Source organism: Dendrosporobacter quercicolus (assembly GCF_900104455.1).
Classification (GTDB): Bacteria; Bacillota; Negativicutes; order DSM-1736; family Dendrosporobacteraceae; genus Dendrosporobacter; species Dendrosporobacter quercicolus.
In genome coordinates, this window is sequence record NZ_FNHB01000004.1 from 67,678 (window position 1) to 84,915 (window position 17,238).

Sequence of the window (17,238 nt, forward strand, 5' to 3'; positions counted from 1 at the left end):
AAATCTAAATTCATTGATGCTGTAAAGGAGACAAAATGGAAGAATCAATTGTATTATATGAAAAAATTGGTCGTGTCGCACGTATTTGGCTCAATAGGCCTAAAGCGATTAATGCTTTGAGTCCAGAATTGATTCAAGGGTTAAAAGACGCAATCGATCGGTTAAGCAAAGACGAAGATGTACGAGTGGGGATTATTGCCGGAAAGGGCGAGAAGGGATTTTGCGCCGGATTTGACCTAAATCTTTCGGCCGTGTTGCCGCACAATACGCTTACAACGAGACGGGAACGGGTGGCATTTGAAAATGAGCTGTACATGAAAATCTGGAACTGCCCTAAACCGGTTATTGGCGCCCTTCATGGTCATGTTGTCGGCGGCGGACTGTTTATTGCTTTATCCTGCGATATGCTTGTAGCAGCGGATAACACAAAACTTGGCAATACCGAAGTCGCTTATGGTTTGAATTATACCGAAATTTTTCCTATGGGGGTATTTAAGCTGCCGCAAAATGTTATGCGGGAAATTGCTCTAACCGGTCCTGCTGCTCTCGATGTACAGGAGATGAAACAGTATGGGCTGTTTAACCGGGTAGTGCCGTTTGAAGAGTTAGAAGAAGCCAGTTTGAGGTTAGCCTTGGAAGTAACTCACTTGTCGCCAATTTCCGCTCCGATTAGTAAACGTATTTTAAATAATGCCTATGAGCTTCAACAAATGCAGGCAGCCATCCATTATGCGGAAGAAATGTTTGCATTGAACCGTCTCAATGGTAAAACAGAAGAAACCGAAGCATTCTGGGCTGTGGCGAAGGAGAAAAGTTTTAAAGAAGCCATTAAACAGCAACGCGCCAAACAAGCCGAGGCAGATCAACCAGTATTGGAATATATTAAAAGCTTGAAGAATAATTCGTTGTAGGAGTTGGGGAAATGGCCGGGCTTTTAGAAGGAATCCGTATAGTTGATTTAACGCGTATTGTCTCAGGACCTCATTGTACGATGATGCTTGCTGAGATGGGGGCGGAAGTGATAAAAATTGAAAAGCCGCTAACTGGTGACGACAATCGTCAAAATGGGCCATGGAAAGATGATGACAGCCTCTTATTTTCGGCTTGCAATATCAGTAAAAAAGGTATTTCACTTGATCTTAGAAGTGATGAAGGAAAAGAAATTCTGATAAAGCTGATTGAAAAGTCAGACGTGCTGGTGGAAAATTTTCGCCCGGGAACAATGAAAAAGATGGGTTTTGATTATGAGAGAGTGAAAAGAATCAATCCTCAGATTATCATGGCGGCTATTTCGGGTTTTGGTCAGACCGGCCCTTATCGGGACCGAATTTGTTTTGATGGTATTGCTCAGGCAATGGGTGGATTGATTGACTCTATATGGGAATCCGGCGGTGTCCGTTGCACAACCGGCGGCAATCTGGCCGACGTGTTTACGGGTGTACATGCGGCGCTGGCGATTGGAATGGCTTTGTATAATAGAGAAAAAACTCAAAAAGGCACCTATATTGATATTGACATGGTATCGACAATTTTATCTCTCTTCTCCGCTAAAGTGGCGAATTACACAGCGAATGGCATAGTCCATACCAATATTGGCTACGGACCGGTTGCCAATTATAAAACCACAGACGGGTATGTGCGGATTGATGCTACGACAGCCGCCATCTTTAAGCGCTTACAAGCCATCATACCCGATCCGATTTTGAAGGATCCTAAATATATGAATGTGAAAGAACGGTTAGCAGACAATGACCTGCTGGTTGGCATCATTCAAAAATGGATTGATGGTAAAACGACGGCGGAAGTTGATAAAGTATTTAATGAGGCGGGGATTGCCATTGGGGTCATTCAAGATATTGAAATGATTTCTCATGATGTCCACCTGAATGAAAGACAGCAGCTGATTTCTGTTCCTGTAAATGAACAAGGTGAAGAGCTGCCGTTTAGTGCCATACCGTTTCGTTTCTCATCTCATGCCATGAAGTATGATAAGGCGCCTTCGATTGGTGAGCACAATGAGGAAATATTTAAAAATCTTCTTCAAATGTCAGAAGATGAGCTAGAACAGTTGAGACTGAAAAAAGTTATCTGATACCAATTCAACCCTAAGTACACGATTATGCAGGCCCCACAGACCTACATAATCGTGTACTTGCCTTATTTCACACCATTAAAATATCGCAATTCGCGAAAAAGATAAAATAAATGCGGCCTGCAACCTGAAAAGGGTAGTAGGCTGCTACCCTAAAGGACAATTGGGGACGTTCCTTTTTTGTCAAGTTTTGATATACTATTATCAGAGGTGATAAGGAATGGGAAGACAAGCGCGACAGTTAAGCAGTAGCGGCTTTTATCATGTAGTGTTTCGAGGCATTAACCATCAACATATTTTTGAAGATGAGAGTGACTATACTTACTTTTTGAAGGCCTTGTATGACTTGAAAATCGATCTTGCTTTCGAGGTTCATGCTTATTGTTTGATGAGTAATCATGTTCATCTTTTACTTCGGGAAAGACAATCAGGAGACATATCTTTGATAATGAAGCGAATACTGACTAAATATGCTATGTACTTTAACCGTAAATACCAGCGCAGCGGAGCGTTGATAGCGAGTCGATATAAAAGCGTGCCAGTGGAAGTGGACGAATACTTCGTCCCGTTACAGCGCTATATTCATCAGAATCCGTTAAAAGCCGGGCTAGTGAATAAATTGGAAGAGTATCCGTTTAGCAGTTACAGCGCATATCTTTTGGGCGGCGGGGAATTAGCTGATACTGGGTTTGCGTTAGAATTGATTGGGCGTGATGAATGGATACGTTTGCATCAGGTACAGACAGACGATGTCTTTGAGATTACAGGGAAAACCAGTATGAATGAACGGGAAATACGTCGCAAAATTATGCAGTATACAAATGGGTGCAAGCCACAAGAGATTGGCTCCTGGACAAAAGCTGAACGTGATTCCGTGTTGAGAAAATTAAAAAATGAGGGATTATCAATTCGACAAATTGAAAGAGCAACTGGCATCTCGCGGGGTATAGTGGCAAAAAGTTGATAAAAAAGGAGCAGCCCTGCTGTCCGCTGCTCCTACCGGTATTTTCGGATTGTACCCTTGAGTCCAGCGGCACTCATCAGATTTTGTTGTGGTTTGTACAACAGTTACTTGTTTCCCAAATCCACAGAAAAATTATAATATATTGAAAATAAAAAATATATTTAGCGGTTAGGAGGCAGAGCATGTTCAACCATTTATTTTCCGCAGGCAGAATAGGCAGCATGAAGACTAAAAATCGCATTGTCATGACCGCCATGGGCAACCACTTAGCAAATGCAGACGGCAGCGTATCAGAACGGGATATTGCTTTTTACCGGGCCCGGGCCCAAGGGGGTGTGGGGCTAATAATTACCGAATGCGCTCTTATTGATGGCGCAAGAGGCAAAGGAAACAATCATCAAATATCGGTGGCGGAGGACCGATTTATACCCGGCTTGCAGCAACTGGCCCAGGAGATTCATCGGTATGACGGCAAGGTTGTTGTCCAAATCTATCATCCCGGCCGGCAAGGCATCAGTGCCGTAAACGGAAATCTACCGATGCTGGCTCCCAGTGAAGTAGAATGCCAGGCGGTGCACCAGCCGACGATAGCCATGACGACGGCGGAAGTAGCGGCTATGGCAGAGCAGTTTGTCAAAGCCGCAGTCAGAGTAAAAGCAGCCGGGATAGATGGGGTCGAGGTACATGGCGCCCATGGGTACCTGATTAATCAGTTTTTAAGCCCTTATACCAATAAGCGGGATGATAAATATGGGGGTAGCTTTGAAAACCGGCTGCGATTCCTGGAAGAGATCGTGCTGGGAATCCGGCAGCACTGTGGCCGGGATTATCCGCTACTGGTCCGGTTGTCAGTGGATGAATTTTTAGGAAATGCGAATGGCTGTGAGCTAGGCTTACAATTGGCTGATGGCGTAAAAATAGCCCGGCGCCTGGAAAAATTGGGCGTGGATGCAATTGATGTCAGCTCCGGGATATATGAAACCATGAATATGGCCTGGGAGCCTTCATCCTTTAAACAGGGATGGAAAAGTTATCTGGCGGAAGCAATCAAGAAAGCAGTAAATATTCCGGTTATAGGCGTGGCGGTGATTAGAGATCCTGAATACGCCGATAAGATGATTGTCGAGGGAAAGCTTGATTTTGCCGGCTCGGCCAGACAGCATTATGCCGATCCCGAATGGTCCAACAAGGCCAAAGCAGGAAAAGTAGGTGAACTGAGAAAATGTATATCCTGTCTTCACTGTATGGAAACGCTCATGGCTGCGGACCTGACCTCCATACCCTGCCAATGCGGCATTAATATCCAAAGCGGCAGAGAATTAGAGTACAGTGATTTTAAACAGGACGGCAATGGACGGATTGTGGCGATCATCGGGGCCGGGCCTGCAGGTCTGGAAGCTGCCCGGGTTTTGGCTATACGCAAATATAAACCCATTATATTTGAAAAAACCGGTAAAGCAGGTGGGCAGCTGGAGCTTGCCAATAAACCGCCCAAAAAAGATAAGATCAACTGGCTTATCGGTTATTTAACAGGGCAGGTACAGCAATTAGGTGTGGAAATTCGGTTTAATACGGCGCCCACGCTGTCTGACCTGCAAGCGCTAAAGCCATATGCAATCTTCATTGCTCAGGGCTCTGAGCCCTTTCGGCCTGAAACCGTTCCCGGCATCACTGGCCAGGAAGTGGTGGGTGCTGCGGAAATACTGAGCGGAAAAATAACAGTAACAGGCAAAAAAGTGGCGATTATCGGTTCTGGCATGACCGGCCTGGAAACAGCGCATCTGCTGGCTGAAAATGAAAATGAGGTCAGTATCTTTGAGATGGCCGCTACGATCGGGCCGGGATTGTATTTTCAGAATCTCATTGACGTAATGAGCCATCTCGGGAATTTAAACGTAAAGCTGCATCCCAAGCATAAACTTTTGCAAATAGATAATGGCAGGGCGCTTTTTGAAATCATGACAAATGGCGAAAAGAAAGAATATAAATTTGATGCCATTGTAATTAGCCTGGGAACAAAACCAAATGCAGCATTAGTCAAAGAAATTAAAGAAAACTTCGAGCAGGTCTATATCCTGGGAGACGCTTTAAAGGCAGGCAGAATTCGGGATGCAATGGAGACCGGTTTTGTAAGCGCCTATAATTTGTAAAACAGGGGGGATACAAATGGGAAGATATGTACAAACATGCCCGATCATTTATGGGGCCGGAACAGTCAGCTTGCTGGGGGAAGAAGTAAAGAAGCTGGGATGTTCAAAAGTCTTGCTGGTTTCTGACAACATTGTTGCCGGACTGCAAATTTATGAAAAATGCAAAAACAGCTTGCTGAAGGCCGGTCTGGACTTTGTGGAGTTTACTGAAATAATTCCTGATCCTCCAGATTATATTATAAACCGGGGCGGCGAGCTAGCCAGAACTGAAAAAATTGACGGTATAATAGCTATAGGCGGCGGCAGCCCCATGGATGCCGCCAAAGGAATGAATGTTTTAATCAATAACCCGGGTACTGTTAATCAATATTTTGGCAATCCTTTTTATGTTCCGGGCGTGCCTGTGGTGATGGTGGTGACCACTGCGGGGACCGGCAGTGAAAGCACTTCTGTAGGTGTAATAACAGATACCGAAAATAATGTTAAAAATTCGGTAATTTGCAATGCTGCGTTAGGCATACTGGATCCGGAAGCGACAGTCACCGCACCGCCGGAACTGACAGCCTATACCGGCCTGGATACCTTGGCCCACGCTGCCGAGGCCATTACCGCCAAAATACCCAATCCAAAATCGGAATTGCTGGCGTCAGAGGCTATAAAAAAAGTCGTTGCCAATCTTCAACTGGCTATTGTCGACGGACAAAATATAGCAGCCCGCGGCGAGCTGTTGCTGGCAAGCAATTTCGCCGGCCTAGCCTTCAATGACGCCTTAGTGCATTTAGGACACGCCATCGCCCATGCGGTGGGAGCTAAATTCCATATAACCCATGGTATTGTCTGTGCTTTGGCCCTGCCGGAAGTGATGAAATATGCTGCTGATATCAACAGATGGAAAGTCAAAATTGTCGGGGACGCCATGGGGATTCGGTTTAGCGGCCAAGAAAGCTCTCAGGAAGTGGGCGAACTGGTGGCTCAGGGGATACGGGAGTTTGCTAAACAGTTCAATATTAAATCCTTTGCAGCTTTAGGCATAGCCAGAGAAGAGCTGCTGGCGGTAACACCGCTAGTTTTTAACGATGCCTGCTACAATTTTGTACCTAAAGAATTGACCAATGCCGAGGTCAAAGGCATACTGGGGAATATCTACGACAATTATAAATAGAGCTGGATATTATTCATTGTGCTGCCTGGACTTGTACGATATAATTACAGTACAAGCCTCGAGTACCTTGGCCGGGTTGAAACTTTCCGCAAGCTAAGCACCGTTTTAATCCACTCAAGGTACTCGTTGTGGGATTAACATGATTAGGTGATATTATGGATATAGTCACTTTAAAATACTTTGTGAAAGTATGTGAAAATAAAAGTTTTACTAAATCCTCCCGGGAATTATTTATAACCCAGCAGGCTTTAAGCAGAATTATTGGCAATCTGGAAAAGGAGATTGCCTCGCCCCTCTTTAATCGAAGCCATATCGGCGTCAGTCTCACGGAAATGGGGCAATATCTTTACCCGAGAGCCAAAGCAATGATCGAGGTCTTTGAAGAATTCCAGGAGGAAACTTATATTGAGGCAAAAAAGCAGAAACAGAGCATAAAAATGGGATTTTCTCCCGGTACCTTGCAGATTTTGGGGGCCAAGGAATTACTAGAGTTTACTGATAAACATGATGATATCAATCTTAAAATTTCCGAATATTCCGATGTTTCTTGTGAAGCGAACGTGCTGAATGAAACGCTGGATACCGCCTTCACCATTAATCCGCATAATGCAGTTGATTTTCATTATTATTCATTGATAAAGGATCATTTTGTGGCTGTAGTTAATAAAAGTAATCCTATTGCCCAAAAAGAGAGCATCTCTTTTGAAGACCTCAGGGAGGAAAGTTTAATCCTTTTGGACGATACTTTTCGTATGCAGCTTGTAGTTGCAGAACACTTTAAGAAAGCCGGAATTAGGCCCCGGGTGTATAGCCGGTGCAATCATGATTTAAACACGGCCTATGATTTTGTGGCCTTAAATAAAGGGATTTTTATTTTTGTAAACAGCTTGGCAAAAATAGATGCTTATGATGAGCTTGTCCGCATTCCTATCAGCGTACCTACGGCCTTTTGGGATTTAGGCTTTATTATAAAAAAAGATAAGAAAATAAGCCAACCGTTAAAAAAGTTTATGAGCTATTTTTTTAGGAAGCCCCATTTATGATTGTCATTATTAAATAGAAACAAGATATTCCTGCCGTTTGCAGAAGATTCTTTTATATAGACAGGTGCAAGCCCGCCTCCTTTGGACAAATGGGATGTCAGGCTGTCCCAAAATAGTTAATGTAGAGAGTGGCGGAAAAATGATATAAACCTCCGGTGTCTGATAAAATTAAAACAGTGGAGGTTTAGAAAAATGCTCCCAAAAGAAAAGAACTTAATGAGGCAGTTGATCGAAGAACGCGGTATCAGGGATATCGCTGGCGTTCAGGCCTTAGGTGAGGAGCTCCTATGAGCAATATCATTGATAAGTTAAAAAGTGGAGATTTGAGATCAATTGGAAAAGTGAAAGAGGTTGTCGAGAATATTCTGCAGGACAATGCTTTATTTGAAGCTGTTTTTAATGCCATAAGTAATGAAGATGCTGGCGTTAGAATGCGGGCTTCTGATGCAATAGAAAAGGTATCGCGGGTATGTCCTCAAAATTTGCAGCCATTTAAACATGAAATAATTCATGTTATCTCTAAAATTGAACAACAGGAAGTCAGGTGGCATGTTGCACAAATGCTGCCCAGACTTGCGTTAGAAGGAAATGAAATAGCCCAGGTTGTGAATTTATTGACTTCATGGGCGGATAATAGTAAGAGTAATATTGTAAAAGTAAATTCACTTCAGTCATTAGCCGATCTTGCTGAGACCTATGTCGAATATAAACCTTTTGTTAAAACCAAGATTGAAGAATTAATGGTAATTGGAAGTGCTGCAATAAGAAGCAGAGGGAAAAAATTACTAAAAACCTTGAATACACAAAAACATAGAAATATTAATTTGCGCCTGTCCTAACCAGCCCAGGACAAATGGGGACGTTCCTTTTCTGTCACATTTGATATACTATCATCAGTGGTGATGAGGAATGGAAGACAAGCGCGGCACTTAAGCAGTAGCAGCTTTTAACATGTAGTTTTCGAGGTGTTGAACGTCTACACATTTGGGGTTGCAAGAAAAAAAGTCTATTTGGATATCTCGTGGCGTAATCGCAAAAGTTGACAAAAAAGGAACGTCCCTTCTGTCATTCTTCTGTCATTCTATGTGAGTTTGAGAATGGCCTCAAAGGACGTAAGATACTTATATCAACATCATACTGTTATTAAAGTAATCTATTGGTTAAGCAAGGGGAATTTAGCATATGTTTGTTGCAGAAATTACATTTATTCAGCAAGAAGAAATAGAAAATAGCGATCAAATTCCAGCGGCATTAGAATTTCTATTAGGTGCTTTGCGCATGAATGGTCAGATATTGGGACGAGAATATCCTATTGCCAATCGGGCAAATGAATATCGTTCCTATGTATTAATACCTGAACTAGTCGCATTAAATGCAGAAAGAGCAAACTCTTATGTATTAGATGCTATAAAGCAACTAAAAAAGTTGGGTATTGAATATTCATGGGAAATAATTGGTAGCGAACCGGAATGTATACCTCAATGTAGCTGTACGCAACAAACATCATTCATTCTTTATACAACTTATCTTGCACTTGAGGCGCCGTTACGCTGTGGAGATTGCTTTGGGATAGTTCCGTTGTATAGAATACCAGCAACAAAGAATGATGAGTATTCTGATATTCTTAGCTGGGAGAGTGACTATAAAGCATGTGATACTTTGCAAATGAATTGTTCAACCGGAGAAAAGTTTGGGATAGCTCAGCTATCAAAGCATGATAGTAGTCTGTCGCAAAGAGGTATTGCCATTTGCAAACAAATTACTGCAGCAACTGGAATACCAACCTATTATTATTTACTTAGAGTTTCAGGACGAAGTAAACGGTCGGAATTGAAAATTAAGTGCCCCTCTTGTAACGACGAATGGCTGCTTCGAGAACCTCTTCATAGATTATTTGATTTCCAATGTGACAATTGTCGGCTATTATCTAATATTGCCTGGTCAATTCGCTCAAAATAATAATTTTTACGATATGGAGGATGCGACTATTAAACTATTATTTATATGCAGTAAAAATAAGTGGCGTAGTCTGACTGCGGAAAAAATATTCCACGGTATCAATGGATATGAAGTTAGGTCAGCAGGGACAGAAGATAAGGCTCGTGTAAAAATAACAAGAGGACATATCGGTTGGGCGGATTTAATTTTTGTAATGGAGAAGAAGCATGTAAGACGCTTACAAGAGCGTTTTGGTGATGTGCTTTTCCGCAAGAAGATGATCTGTCTTAACATTCCTGATGATTATCAATTTATGGATAGCGAACTGGTTGATATTCTTGTATCCAGGGTATCCGAATATGTGGAGTTGCCGGCGATGAATAGTAATTAATAGCTCAGTTGGTCGATTGCTAGAATGGACATTGGTCAGTTTTTTGACTAATGTCCATTAATATTCAGTGGCATGTACTGGAACGACCGATGGGCTTCGAAGTGCTTGGATTTATTTGGTCTTCTGAGTTTGTATTATGCTGGACCAGTAACCTACCTAACGGGAGTTGCTGGCTGTTGGTCGGTGATTGGCCCTTCCGCTCTATCATAACGAATATAACAGGCTAACAAAAGTTGCCAACCAGCTGTCAATTTGCAGATACATATAAAAAAATTTTGGTATTGAGCAAAAGAATTGAATTTAGCTTAAAGGAAATACTAGGCTTAATTGGATAATTTCAAGGAGGCTGATGGGGTATGAGCAATCAAATATTATTATGGTCTATGTTAGTCGTTCCCTGGCTGTCTTTATTTTTTATGAATAAAGAAGATTTAAAACGATATATGCCTGTTGGCGTGCTTGCAGTAGCTACCAGTGTAATCATCGGTGATGTGGGTAGCAGTTTAGGGTTTTGGATTGTTAGGGAAACGGCCTATCCTCTTTATCATATCATGCCCTTTAATATTGGTTTGAATTTGGCCTTAACAATGTGGGTATTTAAGTTTAGCTACCACCAATTTTGGCTATATATGATTACGAATGCAGTATTGGATTTGAGCTTTAATTTTTTTCTTTTCCAGTTTATCCTTTCCAGCCGGGGCATCTTTCATTTAGTTAACATTTCTCCTTTTCAGAGTTTTCTTATCACCACGACCCATGCGCTCTTACTTTATGGATATCAAAAGTGGCAAGAAGGTATTTTCATGCGTTCGGTTAGCCCTGCTTCCTCGCAGTATTTACAACCTGCATTAGCGAAGCCGTTACCTCAGGACAGAGCAGAAAATGGTTTGAAGAACGAAAATGATGAATAAGCTGAATTTGCCGCGCATTACTTTTACCCCGTTCCAGGCAGCAGGACTAACTTGCGGCAAGAGGTAAATAGTCGTAGTATTCTTCCAGAAATTTCGCCGTTGTTTAAAGCCGGCCGGGCTGCTTTGCAGCCTGGTTTTTCTTTCGGCCATTATGCTGTAAATGCTAGTTTATACCGCTGCTGGACGCTAATGGCTGACTTTTTTTGCATTGCCCGGGCAATACCATGCTATGGTTCCGCCCTTCGGAAAGGGTTCGTCTGCCTGTCTAATCGGTATTATATCCTGAAAACCGATCATAAAATCATAAGTCTGCCGTATGGATGGATTTTAGGCTTTCCCATATACGGTATAGACGCCGAGCATAGCTTAAGCTTCTACCTTCAAGGGCGGATGTCTCCGCCAGTCCCGGACCAGTTATGGCGTCTATGCAGTTTAGGTATGAACCCAGTACCAATCGTCGGGCTCGCCTACTTCCTGTGTCCCCTAAAAGCAAAGGTAACAGTCTTTTTCGTCCTGCTTACTTGTCATCGCCTTCATATCCCGCTCTGCGCGGCGCTTCACCGCTGAGGCCCCAAAATCCTTGCATGTTTATCCCTGTTTAAATGACTCTGCGGTACTGATTTGATTCTAATATTACTGCTGCTTTGGCCAGCTTGACCGTAAGCTCATTACCAGCAAAACTACGCAAGGCGTTAGCTGTAAAAAATTTAATATATTAACAAATTTTTTCAATTTAACTGTTGCATATATGGGAAAAAATAAAGGAATTTTAGCAAAAGTACAGAATATAGGCACAAATAAACATATATAAACACAAATAAACATAGTGTGACGTTTGATTAAGTTGCCGCGTCAATGGTCAATCCGTGTGGACTTTAACTTAGTGCAGAGATGCGACCCCGGAAGAAACTCTTTTCTTTGGTGGTGAAGATATGCAGTAATTCGCAGTGTTTATGAATTGAATAGATTTTTTGGCAGCCTGTTTAGTAGTTATGTAGCAAATATGGTAAAAGAGGGTTCTTCTGTTGAAATAGCTTTAATTGTTTAACTCTTAAAGAGGAAGGCGCGATCATTGATGAATTTAAAGAAAAAGCTGGCGCTGGCTTTAGTTGTAGCCAGTGCTTTGCCCCTTGTTCTGTTTACTGCCATCAGCTTAAACAGCTCAATGGATGAGGCGAAAACAAATGCGATGGGGGAAAACGCGAAACGGGCTGAACTGGTTCAGGAAAAAATCCACAACTTGCTTGATAAGAATATGCATGGCGTAAAAGCCCTGGCGGCAAATCCGCTGGTCCGCTCTTATCCCGGTCAGGATGCTGGCCAAATCAAGGCCCTGGTGGTCGATACCAAGAAAGTTTATACCGATCTTGATCCGATGATTGTTACCGCCTCGACGGGAACACAGGTAGCCAGAAGCGACAAATTGCCCATTACGAGCGTGGCCGACCGCAGGTTTTTTAACCTGGCGATGAAGGGACAGGCCGAGGTTGTATCCGAGGTTCTGGTCAGCAAGGACAACGGCCATTTAATATCGGTGCTGGCCGCCCCGGTTACCGACATAAACACCGGCGGTATTATCGGCGTTGCTCAGGGGAATATCGAGCTGGCGGTATTAAATGAGTTCGTCCGGGATTTATCAAAAGATGACGTGGTTGTTTATATTGTGGATACGGAAGGAAAGCTGCTGGCCCATCCCACAAAAAATCTTGAGAAACCTGAAGAACGGGTGGATTTAACAAAACATGAATTTATAAACCAAGGGCTGTCCGGCGGCAAGGGCTCGGAAGAGGTAATGATTGACGGACAGAAGATGCTGGTCAGTTATATTCGCAACGATCAATCCGGCTGGGTGGTTTGTACGGAGATTCCCTATCGCGCAGCGGTTGCAAAAAGTATCGAAAATGCCTTATTTTCTTCCGTCCTTGGTCTGGCGCTCATTCTAATCACCGGCGGCGTTGCCTTTGTGCTGGCCAATATTGCAACCAGGCCGATTCTGGCGCTGGTTAGTGCAGCCAATAATGTTGCCGACGGCAATTTAAACATTGAGAAAATTGACATAAAAACAACAGATGAATTGGGGCTGCTGGGCCGGGCCTTTAACAGCATGGTTGACAATTTAACGCAGTTAATCCGCCGCATGAAAGAAAATGCTGAATTGGTGGCGGCTTCATCAGAGCAGTTGAATGCCAGTTCGGAACAGTCAGCTCAGGCCGCCAACCAGGTTGCTTCATCGATTACCGAGGTAGCGCAAGCGGCGGAAAAACAACGGTTGCTGGTCGAACACGCTACGGTAGTTGTCGATCAAATGTCCCAAAATATTGGGGTAGTGGCCGCCAATGCCAATATTGTCTCTGAGCAGTCAATGCAGACTGCGGCAACTGCCAAGGACGGCGGCGCGGCAATTGATAATGCCGTCAAGCATATGTCGGAGCTGGAAATAACGGTAAATGAGTCGGCGTTGGTAGTAACGAAGTTAGGGGAAAGATCGAAAGAAATCGGCCAAATTGTAAATACCATATCGGGTATTGCCGGGCAAACCAATCTGTTGGCTTTGAATGCGGCCATAGAGGCGGCCCGGGCAGGCGAGCAAGGCCGGGGCTTTGCCGTAGTGGCTGAAGAAGTGCGTAAACTGGCTGAGCAATCCCAGGTAGCGGCAAAACAGATTGAAGCGTTGATTGGCGATATTCAGGGAGAGACGGACAGAGCGGTTCAGGCTATGGATGACGGCACCAGTAAAGTTAAAATTGGCACAAGTGTGGTCAATGAAGCCGGTGCTGCATTCCGGCAAATTGTTGAAATGATTGCTACCTTGTCCGAGCAGGTGAAGGAAATTTCGGCAGCCATTCAGAGTACCGACAGCGGTATTCAGCAAATTGTTTCGGTAGTGCAGGATAATGCGGCAATTACCGGCAATGTAACCGGCGAAGCACAGACGGTATCGGCGGCAACTGAAGAACAATCTGCCTCCATGCAGGAGATTGCCTCCTCCAGTCAAAATCTTGCCAAGATGGCTTTGGAATTGCAAAACGCGATTAGTAAATTTCGCACTTGATATAGTATAGGAGAGTTGACTGTCGGCGCAAGGCCGGCAGTCTTTTCTTTTAGACAAGGGCTGGAGTCATACTAGTTCAGGCAGGGAAACCCGGGGGTGAAGATAAGCTTGACAGAAGACTTCATCATTGGATAAAATAGTTGCGAGAGCAATGAAAATGTTGCGGGAGCAACAAATGGAGGATTTGAATGAACGAATTAATTAAGTGGATTTCTATTGCCGACAGATTCAATAAAATGTATTTGAATAAACAATTCGGCCGGCTGGGCATTAATAGCAGCCAGCATATGTATATTCTGTGCATTTGTGAAAACGAAGGAATTACCCAGGACAAGCTGCAGGCGATTAGTTATATTAATAAAAGCAATGTTACGAGAGCTTTGGGTCAGTTGGAAAAAGCCGGTTTTATCACTAAAGGGCCTAACAAAAAAGATAAGCGCACAATCCGTTTGTATCCTACTGAAAAAGCCAAATATATTTATCGGGAAATTATCCGGATTGAGGATGAGTGGACGGCTTTTTTAACCAAGGAATTTTCAGACCCGGAGAGAAAGCTGCTGGTAAGCCTGATTAAAAAAGTCGGTGAAACCGCGGTGGAGCAAAGAAGCGGTGATGAAGATGAGTAACCGCAAAATGATGGAATACGAGGTGGAATTTGTACAGAAACAAGCCTTGTGGACACAGGCCTTCTTAGGAATAAGTTTAAGCAGCTTTTTTCAGTATATGACCCATTATGCCATGATTGTCGCCCTGCCGGTTTTTGTTATTGAGAATCTCCACGGCAATGACTGGCAGGCAGGTTTGTCAATGACCTTTTTTCAGGTTGGCGCCGTAATTTGCCGCCCGTTGGCCGGCACGTGGATTGATGCATTTGATAAACAGAAAATAATGCGGATATCGCTGGGCGTTTTTTTGCTGGTCAGTCTGATGTACTTATTGGCGGACGGACTGTATTTTCTACTGCTGGTACGATTGCTCCACGGGGCCGTATTCGCAATAGGAACCACTGCGGCGGCAACGCTGGCGGCGCTGACTCTGCCGGAGCAGCGCAAAGGCGAGGGAATTGGATACTTTGCCATGTTTGCCAATCTGGCGATGGTGCTTGGTCCGTTCTTAAGCCTGGCGATTATTTCCTATTATTCATCCGGCCTGTTATTCGCCGGCTGCGCTGTTTTGGCTCTCCTGGCTTTCTGGTTCGGCAGCCGCCGTTTAAATAATCTTCCCGAAAGGGAAAATCCGCAGCAAACGAACCGGAAGCTGACCTGGGACAATTTTATCGAACCTCGCGCCTTACCCATGGCGTTATTGGGCGGTTTATTGTTTTTTGCTTATACAGGGGTGCTGGTTTTTATTCCTTTATATACTAAATTACTTGATTTAACGGCATATACCAGTGTGTTTTTTGCTGTGTTTGCTTTGTTTATTGTAGTAAGCCGTCCGCTTGTGGGGAAGCTGTTTGATCATTTTGGGGCCAATACTGTTGTTTATCCCGGACTGTTGCTGTTTATGCTTGGATTAATCGGTTTAAGCCAGGTTCAGGGAGTTGCCGGCTTTTTAACGGCCGGAGGCATTCTCGGTATTGGTTTTGGGGCACTGGGTCCTGTTTTTCAGACTTTGGCAATTCAAGTGTCTCCCCGTCACCGGGCGGGCGTGGCCACGGCTACTTTCTTTTTCGCTTTGGATATCAGCGTGGGTATCGGCTCTTTTGTTCTTAGCATGGTGGTTGAATACAGCGGATATCGCGGCATGTATTTGTTTGCCGCGGCGGTGGTCGGGCTGACTATTGCCGTTTATCATGTTTTGGCCCAAAAGCTGTTCAGGACGAAGGGGAAACCGGGAGCCTGAAGAAGGGCTTGCGGAAAAGCTCAACAACAGCCGCAGCCTCGGCCTAAAGCCGCTGTTCACCGGCATAGCCGCACAGGGCGGTGAAGGAGATTACAAGTTAACACTTTTTTTACTTAAATGCACCTTGACAAAATACTAAGGTGCTGTAATAATAGATAACATATCTTAGGATTTTTCACTATGCATAATAAAAGTAATGATTGGGATTAAGGCAATAGCGGCCCTGCCCAGAGAGCCGGCGGATGGTGCAAGCCGGTGCAGGCGCTATGATCGAACTCACCCATGAACTCTTGGCCTGAATGCTGCATACTGTAGATTAAGCGGCATTAGGGTTAAGCGTTGCTCGGCGTTAAAGAGAGTGTCCGGCCAAGCCGGGTGCAGGAGTATAATGTAGGGTGGTACCGCGGACATCGCCCCTACTGAACAGCAAACTGTTCAGTAGGGGGTTTTTTGTTGTTTAAGAGTGAGTCCCGGCGGTACAAAGACACCGGAAAATTTAGGAATTTGTGGAGGTATGGCTATGGTTAGAATTGGTAAATCAATGAAGAAATGGGGAGCCGCAGCGCTGGCAGTGCTGTTTACTGCTGCAGCCGCCGGCTGCGGCGGTTCAACGGCGCCCAGCGGCTCATCAGGCGGCGGGGCGGCTAAAATCGGGGTGATTTCCTATCTGAGCGGCGGCGGCGCTGCTTATGGGGCAGCTATCCGCCAGGGGCTGGAACTGGCGCGTGATGAAATCAACGCCAAGGGCAAAGTGAAAATCGAACTGATTATTGAAGATTCCAAAGGTGAGAAAAATGAAGCCATTAACGCCGCAAACAAACTGATTCATAAAGACAATGTTGTTGCCATTGTCGGGCCGACGCTGAGCGGTGAAATGTTTGCCGTGGGGCCGATCGCCAGCCAGGCGGGCGTATCCATTATGGGCACATCGACAACGGCTGAGGGAATTACTGAAATAGGCAATACCGTGTTTCGCAATTCATTGCCGGAATCGCTGGCTATCCCGCCGGCTGTAAGAAAAGCGCAGGAAAAGTTTGGCCTGAAAAGAGTGGCTGTAATGTACTCCAATAATAACGATTTTGCTGTTTCGGGCTACAAAACTTTTGTCAAAGCGATTCAGGAGGGCGGCATGGAGATTGTCACAACAGAAACCTTTGCCGATAAGGATACTGATTTTTCGGCCCAACTGACCAAAATCGCCTCGTTAAAGCCCGATGCCGTCATGGTAGCCGGTCTTTATCAGGAAGCCGCGCTTATTCTGAAAAAAGCCAGGGAGATTGGCCTGAATGTACCGGTTGTCGGGAACAACGGGTTTAATTCACCGCAGCTTATTAAAGCGGCCGGCAGTGCAGCCGAAGGAGCAATTGTAGCCAGTCCCTGGTATCCCGGCAAGGACGACGCCATCGTCAAAAATTTCATAGCCGCATACAAGGCCAAATATCATCAAGAGCCGGATCAATTTGCGGCCCAGGCTTATGATGCCCTCTTTATCATTGCCGACGCGCTGGAGAAAGCGGGCGCCGGTACGGATGCCGGAAAAGTCCGCGACAGTCTGGCCGCAGTAAAAGATTTTCATGGCGTTACCGGCAGGTTTGCTTTTGACGAAAGCCGCAATCCGGCCATGGATGTAACGGTACTGCTGGTTAAAGACGGCGTATTTACCGAATTAAAATAACAGCAACACGAGAGG

Annotated in this window: 14 protein-coding genes and 1 other annotated feature; all 14 genes read left to right on the forward strand. The window is 44.5% G+C overall.

All coding sequences use genetic code 11. The features are described from left to right. Nucleotides 1-35 precede the first annotated feature (35 nt). The 14 genes from BLR06_RS09645 (at nucleotide 36) to BLR06_RS09710 (ending at nucleotide 17,223) form a co-directional block, all read left to right on the forward strand. Entirely contained in the window at nucleotides 36-911 is an 876-nt protein-coding gene (locus BLR06_RS09645) for an enoyl-CoA hydratase/isomerase family protein (protein ID WP_092072107.1), read from the forward strand. An 11-nt stretch (nucleotides 912-922) separates the two neighbouring features. After that, nucleotides 923-2,092 (forward strand): CaiB/BaiF CoA transferase family protein, encoded by a 1,170-nt coding sequence (locus BLR06_RS09650; protein WP_092072110.1) that lies wholly within the window; start codon nucleotides 923-925, stop codon nucleotides 2,090-2,092. A gap of 220 nt (nucleotides 2,093-2,312) precedes the next feature. Further along, nucleotides 2,313-3,056: a transposase gene (locus BLR06_RS09655; protein ID WP_092072113.1), complete on the forward strand. Its 744-nt coding sequence runs from the start codon at nucleotides 2,313-2,315 to the stop codon at nucleotides 3,054-3,056. Nucleotides 3,057-3,238: 182 nt separating this feature from the next. Further along, nucleotides 3,239-5,206 carry an oxidoreductase gene (locus BLR06_RS09660; protein WP_092072117.1) on the forward strand — a complete coding sequence of 656 codons (1,968 nt, stop codon included), beginning with the start codon at nucleotides 3,239-3,241 and terminating at the stop codon, nucleotides 5,204-5,206. Between the two features lie 16 nt (nucleotides 5,207-5,222). Next, complete coding sequence (locus tag BLR06_RS09665; protein WP_092072120.1) at nucleotides 5,223-6,368, forward strand: iron-containing alcohol dehydrogenase; 1,146 nt, start codon at nucleotides 5,223-5,225, stop codon at nucleotides 6,366-6,368. A gap of 155 nt (nucleotides 6,369-6,523) precedes the next feature. Next, the gene (locus BLR06_RS09670; RefSeq protein WP_092072123.1) at nucleotides 6,524-7,411 is read left to right on the forward strand and encodes a LysR family transcriptional regulator; all 888 of its coding nucleotides are present in this window, start codon (nucleotides 6,524-6,526) and stop codon (nucleotides 7,409-7,411) included. Between the two features lie 287 nt (nucleotides 7,412-7,698). Further along, nucleotides 7,699-8,250: a hypothetical protein gene (locus BLR06_RS09675; RefSeq protein ID WP_092072126.1), complete on the forward strand. Its 552-nt coding sequence runs from the start codon at nucleotides 7,699-7,701 to the stop codon at nucleotides 8,248-8,250. Between the two features lie 343 nt (nucleotides 8,251-8,593). Next, a complete protein-coding gene (locus tag BLR06_RS09680) occupies nucleotides 8,594-9,370 on the forward strand; it encodes a Zn-ribbon-containing protein (RefSeq protein WP_092072129.1) in 777 nt (258 codons plus the stop codon). A 13-nt stretch (nucleotides 9,371-9,383) separates the two neighbouring features. Further along, nucleotides 9,384-9,740: a low molecular weight protein tyrosine phosphatase family protein gene (locus tag BLR06_RS09685; protein ID WP_092072604.1), complete on the forward strand. Its 357-nt coding sequence runs from the start codon at nucleotides 9,384-9,386 to the stop codon at nucleotides 9,738-9,740. A 356-nt stretch (nucleotides 9,741-10,096) separates the two neighbouring features. After that, complete coding sequence (locus BLR06_RS09690; RefSeq protein WP_092072132.1) at nucleotides 10,097-10,651, forward strand: hypothetical protein; 555 nt, start codon at nucleotides 10,097-10,099, stop codon at nucleotides 10,649-10,651. Between the two features lie 1,075 nt (nucleotides 10,652-11,726). After that, nucleotides 11,727-13,703 carry a methyl-accepting chemotaxis protein gene (locus BLR06_RS09695; protein WP_092072134.1) on the forward strand — a complete coding sequence of 659 codons (1,977 nt, stop codon included), beginning with the start codon at nucleotides 11,727-11,729 and terminating at the stop codon, nucleotides 13,701-13,703. Nucleotides 13,704-13,891: 188 nt separating this feature from the next. Then, nucleotides 13,892-14,329, forward strand: coding sequence for a MarR family winged helix-turn-helix transcriptional regulator (locus BLR06_RS09700; RefSeq protein ID WP_092072136.1), 438 nt, complete (start codon nucleotides 13,892-13,894; stop codon nucleotides 14,327-14,329). Continuing rightward, nucleotides 14,316-15,548, forward strand: a complete 1,233-nt coding sequence (locus BLR06_RS09705) for an MFS transporter (protein WP_245698112.1) — start codon at nucleotides 14,316-14,318, stop codon at nucleotides 15,546-15,548. Before BLR06_RS09700 ends, BLR06_RS09705 begins: the two co-directional genes overlap by 14 nt. A gap of 187 nt (nucleotides 15,549-15,735) precedes the next feature. Continuing rightward, nucleotides 15,736-15,969: a binding site (T-box leader), on the forward strand. A 99-nt stretch (nucleotides 15,970-16,068) separates the two neighbouring features. Next, nucleotides 16,069-17,223, forward strand: a complete 1,155-nt coding sequence (locus tag BLR06_RS09710) for an ABC transporter substrate-binding protein (RefSeq protein ID WP_092072139.1) — start codon at nucleotides 16,069-16,071, stop codon at nucleotides 17,221-17,223. Nucleotides 17,224-17,238: the final 15 nt, after the last annotated feature.

Bases quoted from the DNA above. Each gene is read 5' to 3' on its own strand.
- BLR06_RS09645 (WP_092072107.1), top strand. From the start codon at position 36: ATGGAAGAATCAATTGTATTATATGAAAAAATTGGTCGTGTCGCACGT.
- BLR06_RS09650 (WP_092072110.1), top strand. From the start codon at position 923: ATGGCCGGGCTTTTAGAAGGAATCCGTATAGTTGATTTAACGCGTATT.
- BLR06_RS09655 (WP_092072113.1), top strand. From the start codon at position 2,313: ATGGGAAGACAAGCGCGACAGTTAAGCAGTAGCGGCTTTTATCATGTA.
- BLR06_RS09660 (WP_092072117.1), top strand. From the start codon at position 3,239: ATGTTCAACCATTTATTTTCCGCAGGCAGAATAGGCAGCATGAAGACT.
- BLR06_RS09665 (WP_092072120.1), top strand. From the start codon at position 5,223: ATGGGAAGATATGTACAAACATGCCCGATCATTTATGGGGCCGGAACA.
- BLR06_RS09670 (WP_092072123.1), top strand. From the start codon at position 6,524: ATGGATATAGTCACTTTAAAATACTTTGTGAAAGTATGTGAAAATAAA.
- BLR06_RS09675 (WP_092072126.1), top strand. From the start codon at position 7,699: ATGAGCAATATCATTGATAAGTTAAAAAGTGGAGATTTGAGATCAATT.
- BLR06_RS09680 (WP_092072129.1), top strand. From the start codon at position 8,594: ATGTTTGTTGCAGAAATTACATTTATTCAGCAAGAAGAAATAGAAAAT.
- BLR06_RS09685 (WP_092072604.1), top strand. From the start codon at position 9,384: ATGGAGGATGCGACTATTAAACTATTATTTATATGCAGTAAAAATAAG.
- BLR06_RS09690 (WP_092072132.1), top strand. From the start codon at position 10,097: ATGAGCAATCAAATATTATTATGGTCTATGTTAGTCGTTCCCTGGCTG.
- BLR06_RS09695 (WP_092072134.1), top strand. From the start codon at position 11,727: ATGAATTTAAAGAAAAAGCTGGCGCTGGCTTTAGTTGTAGCCAGTGCT.
- BLR06_RS09700 (WP_092072136.1), top strand. From the start codon at position 13,892: ATGAACGAATTAATTAAGTGGATTTCTATTGCCGACAGATTCAATAAA.
- BLR06_RS09705 (WP_245698112.1), top strand. From the start codon at position 14,316: ATGAAGATGAGTAACCGCAAAATGATGGAATACGAGGTGGAATTTGTA.
- BLR06_RS09710 (WP_092072139.1), top strand. From the start codon at position 16,069: ATGGTTAGAATTGGTAAATCAATGAAGAAATGGGGAGCCGCAGCGCTG.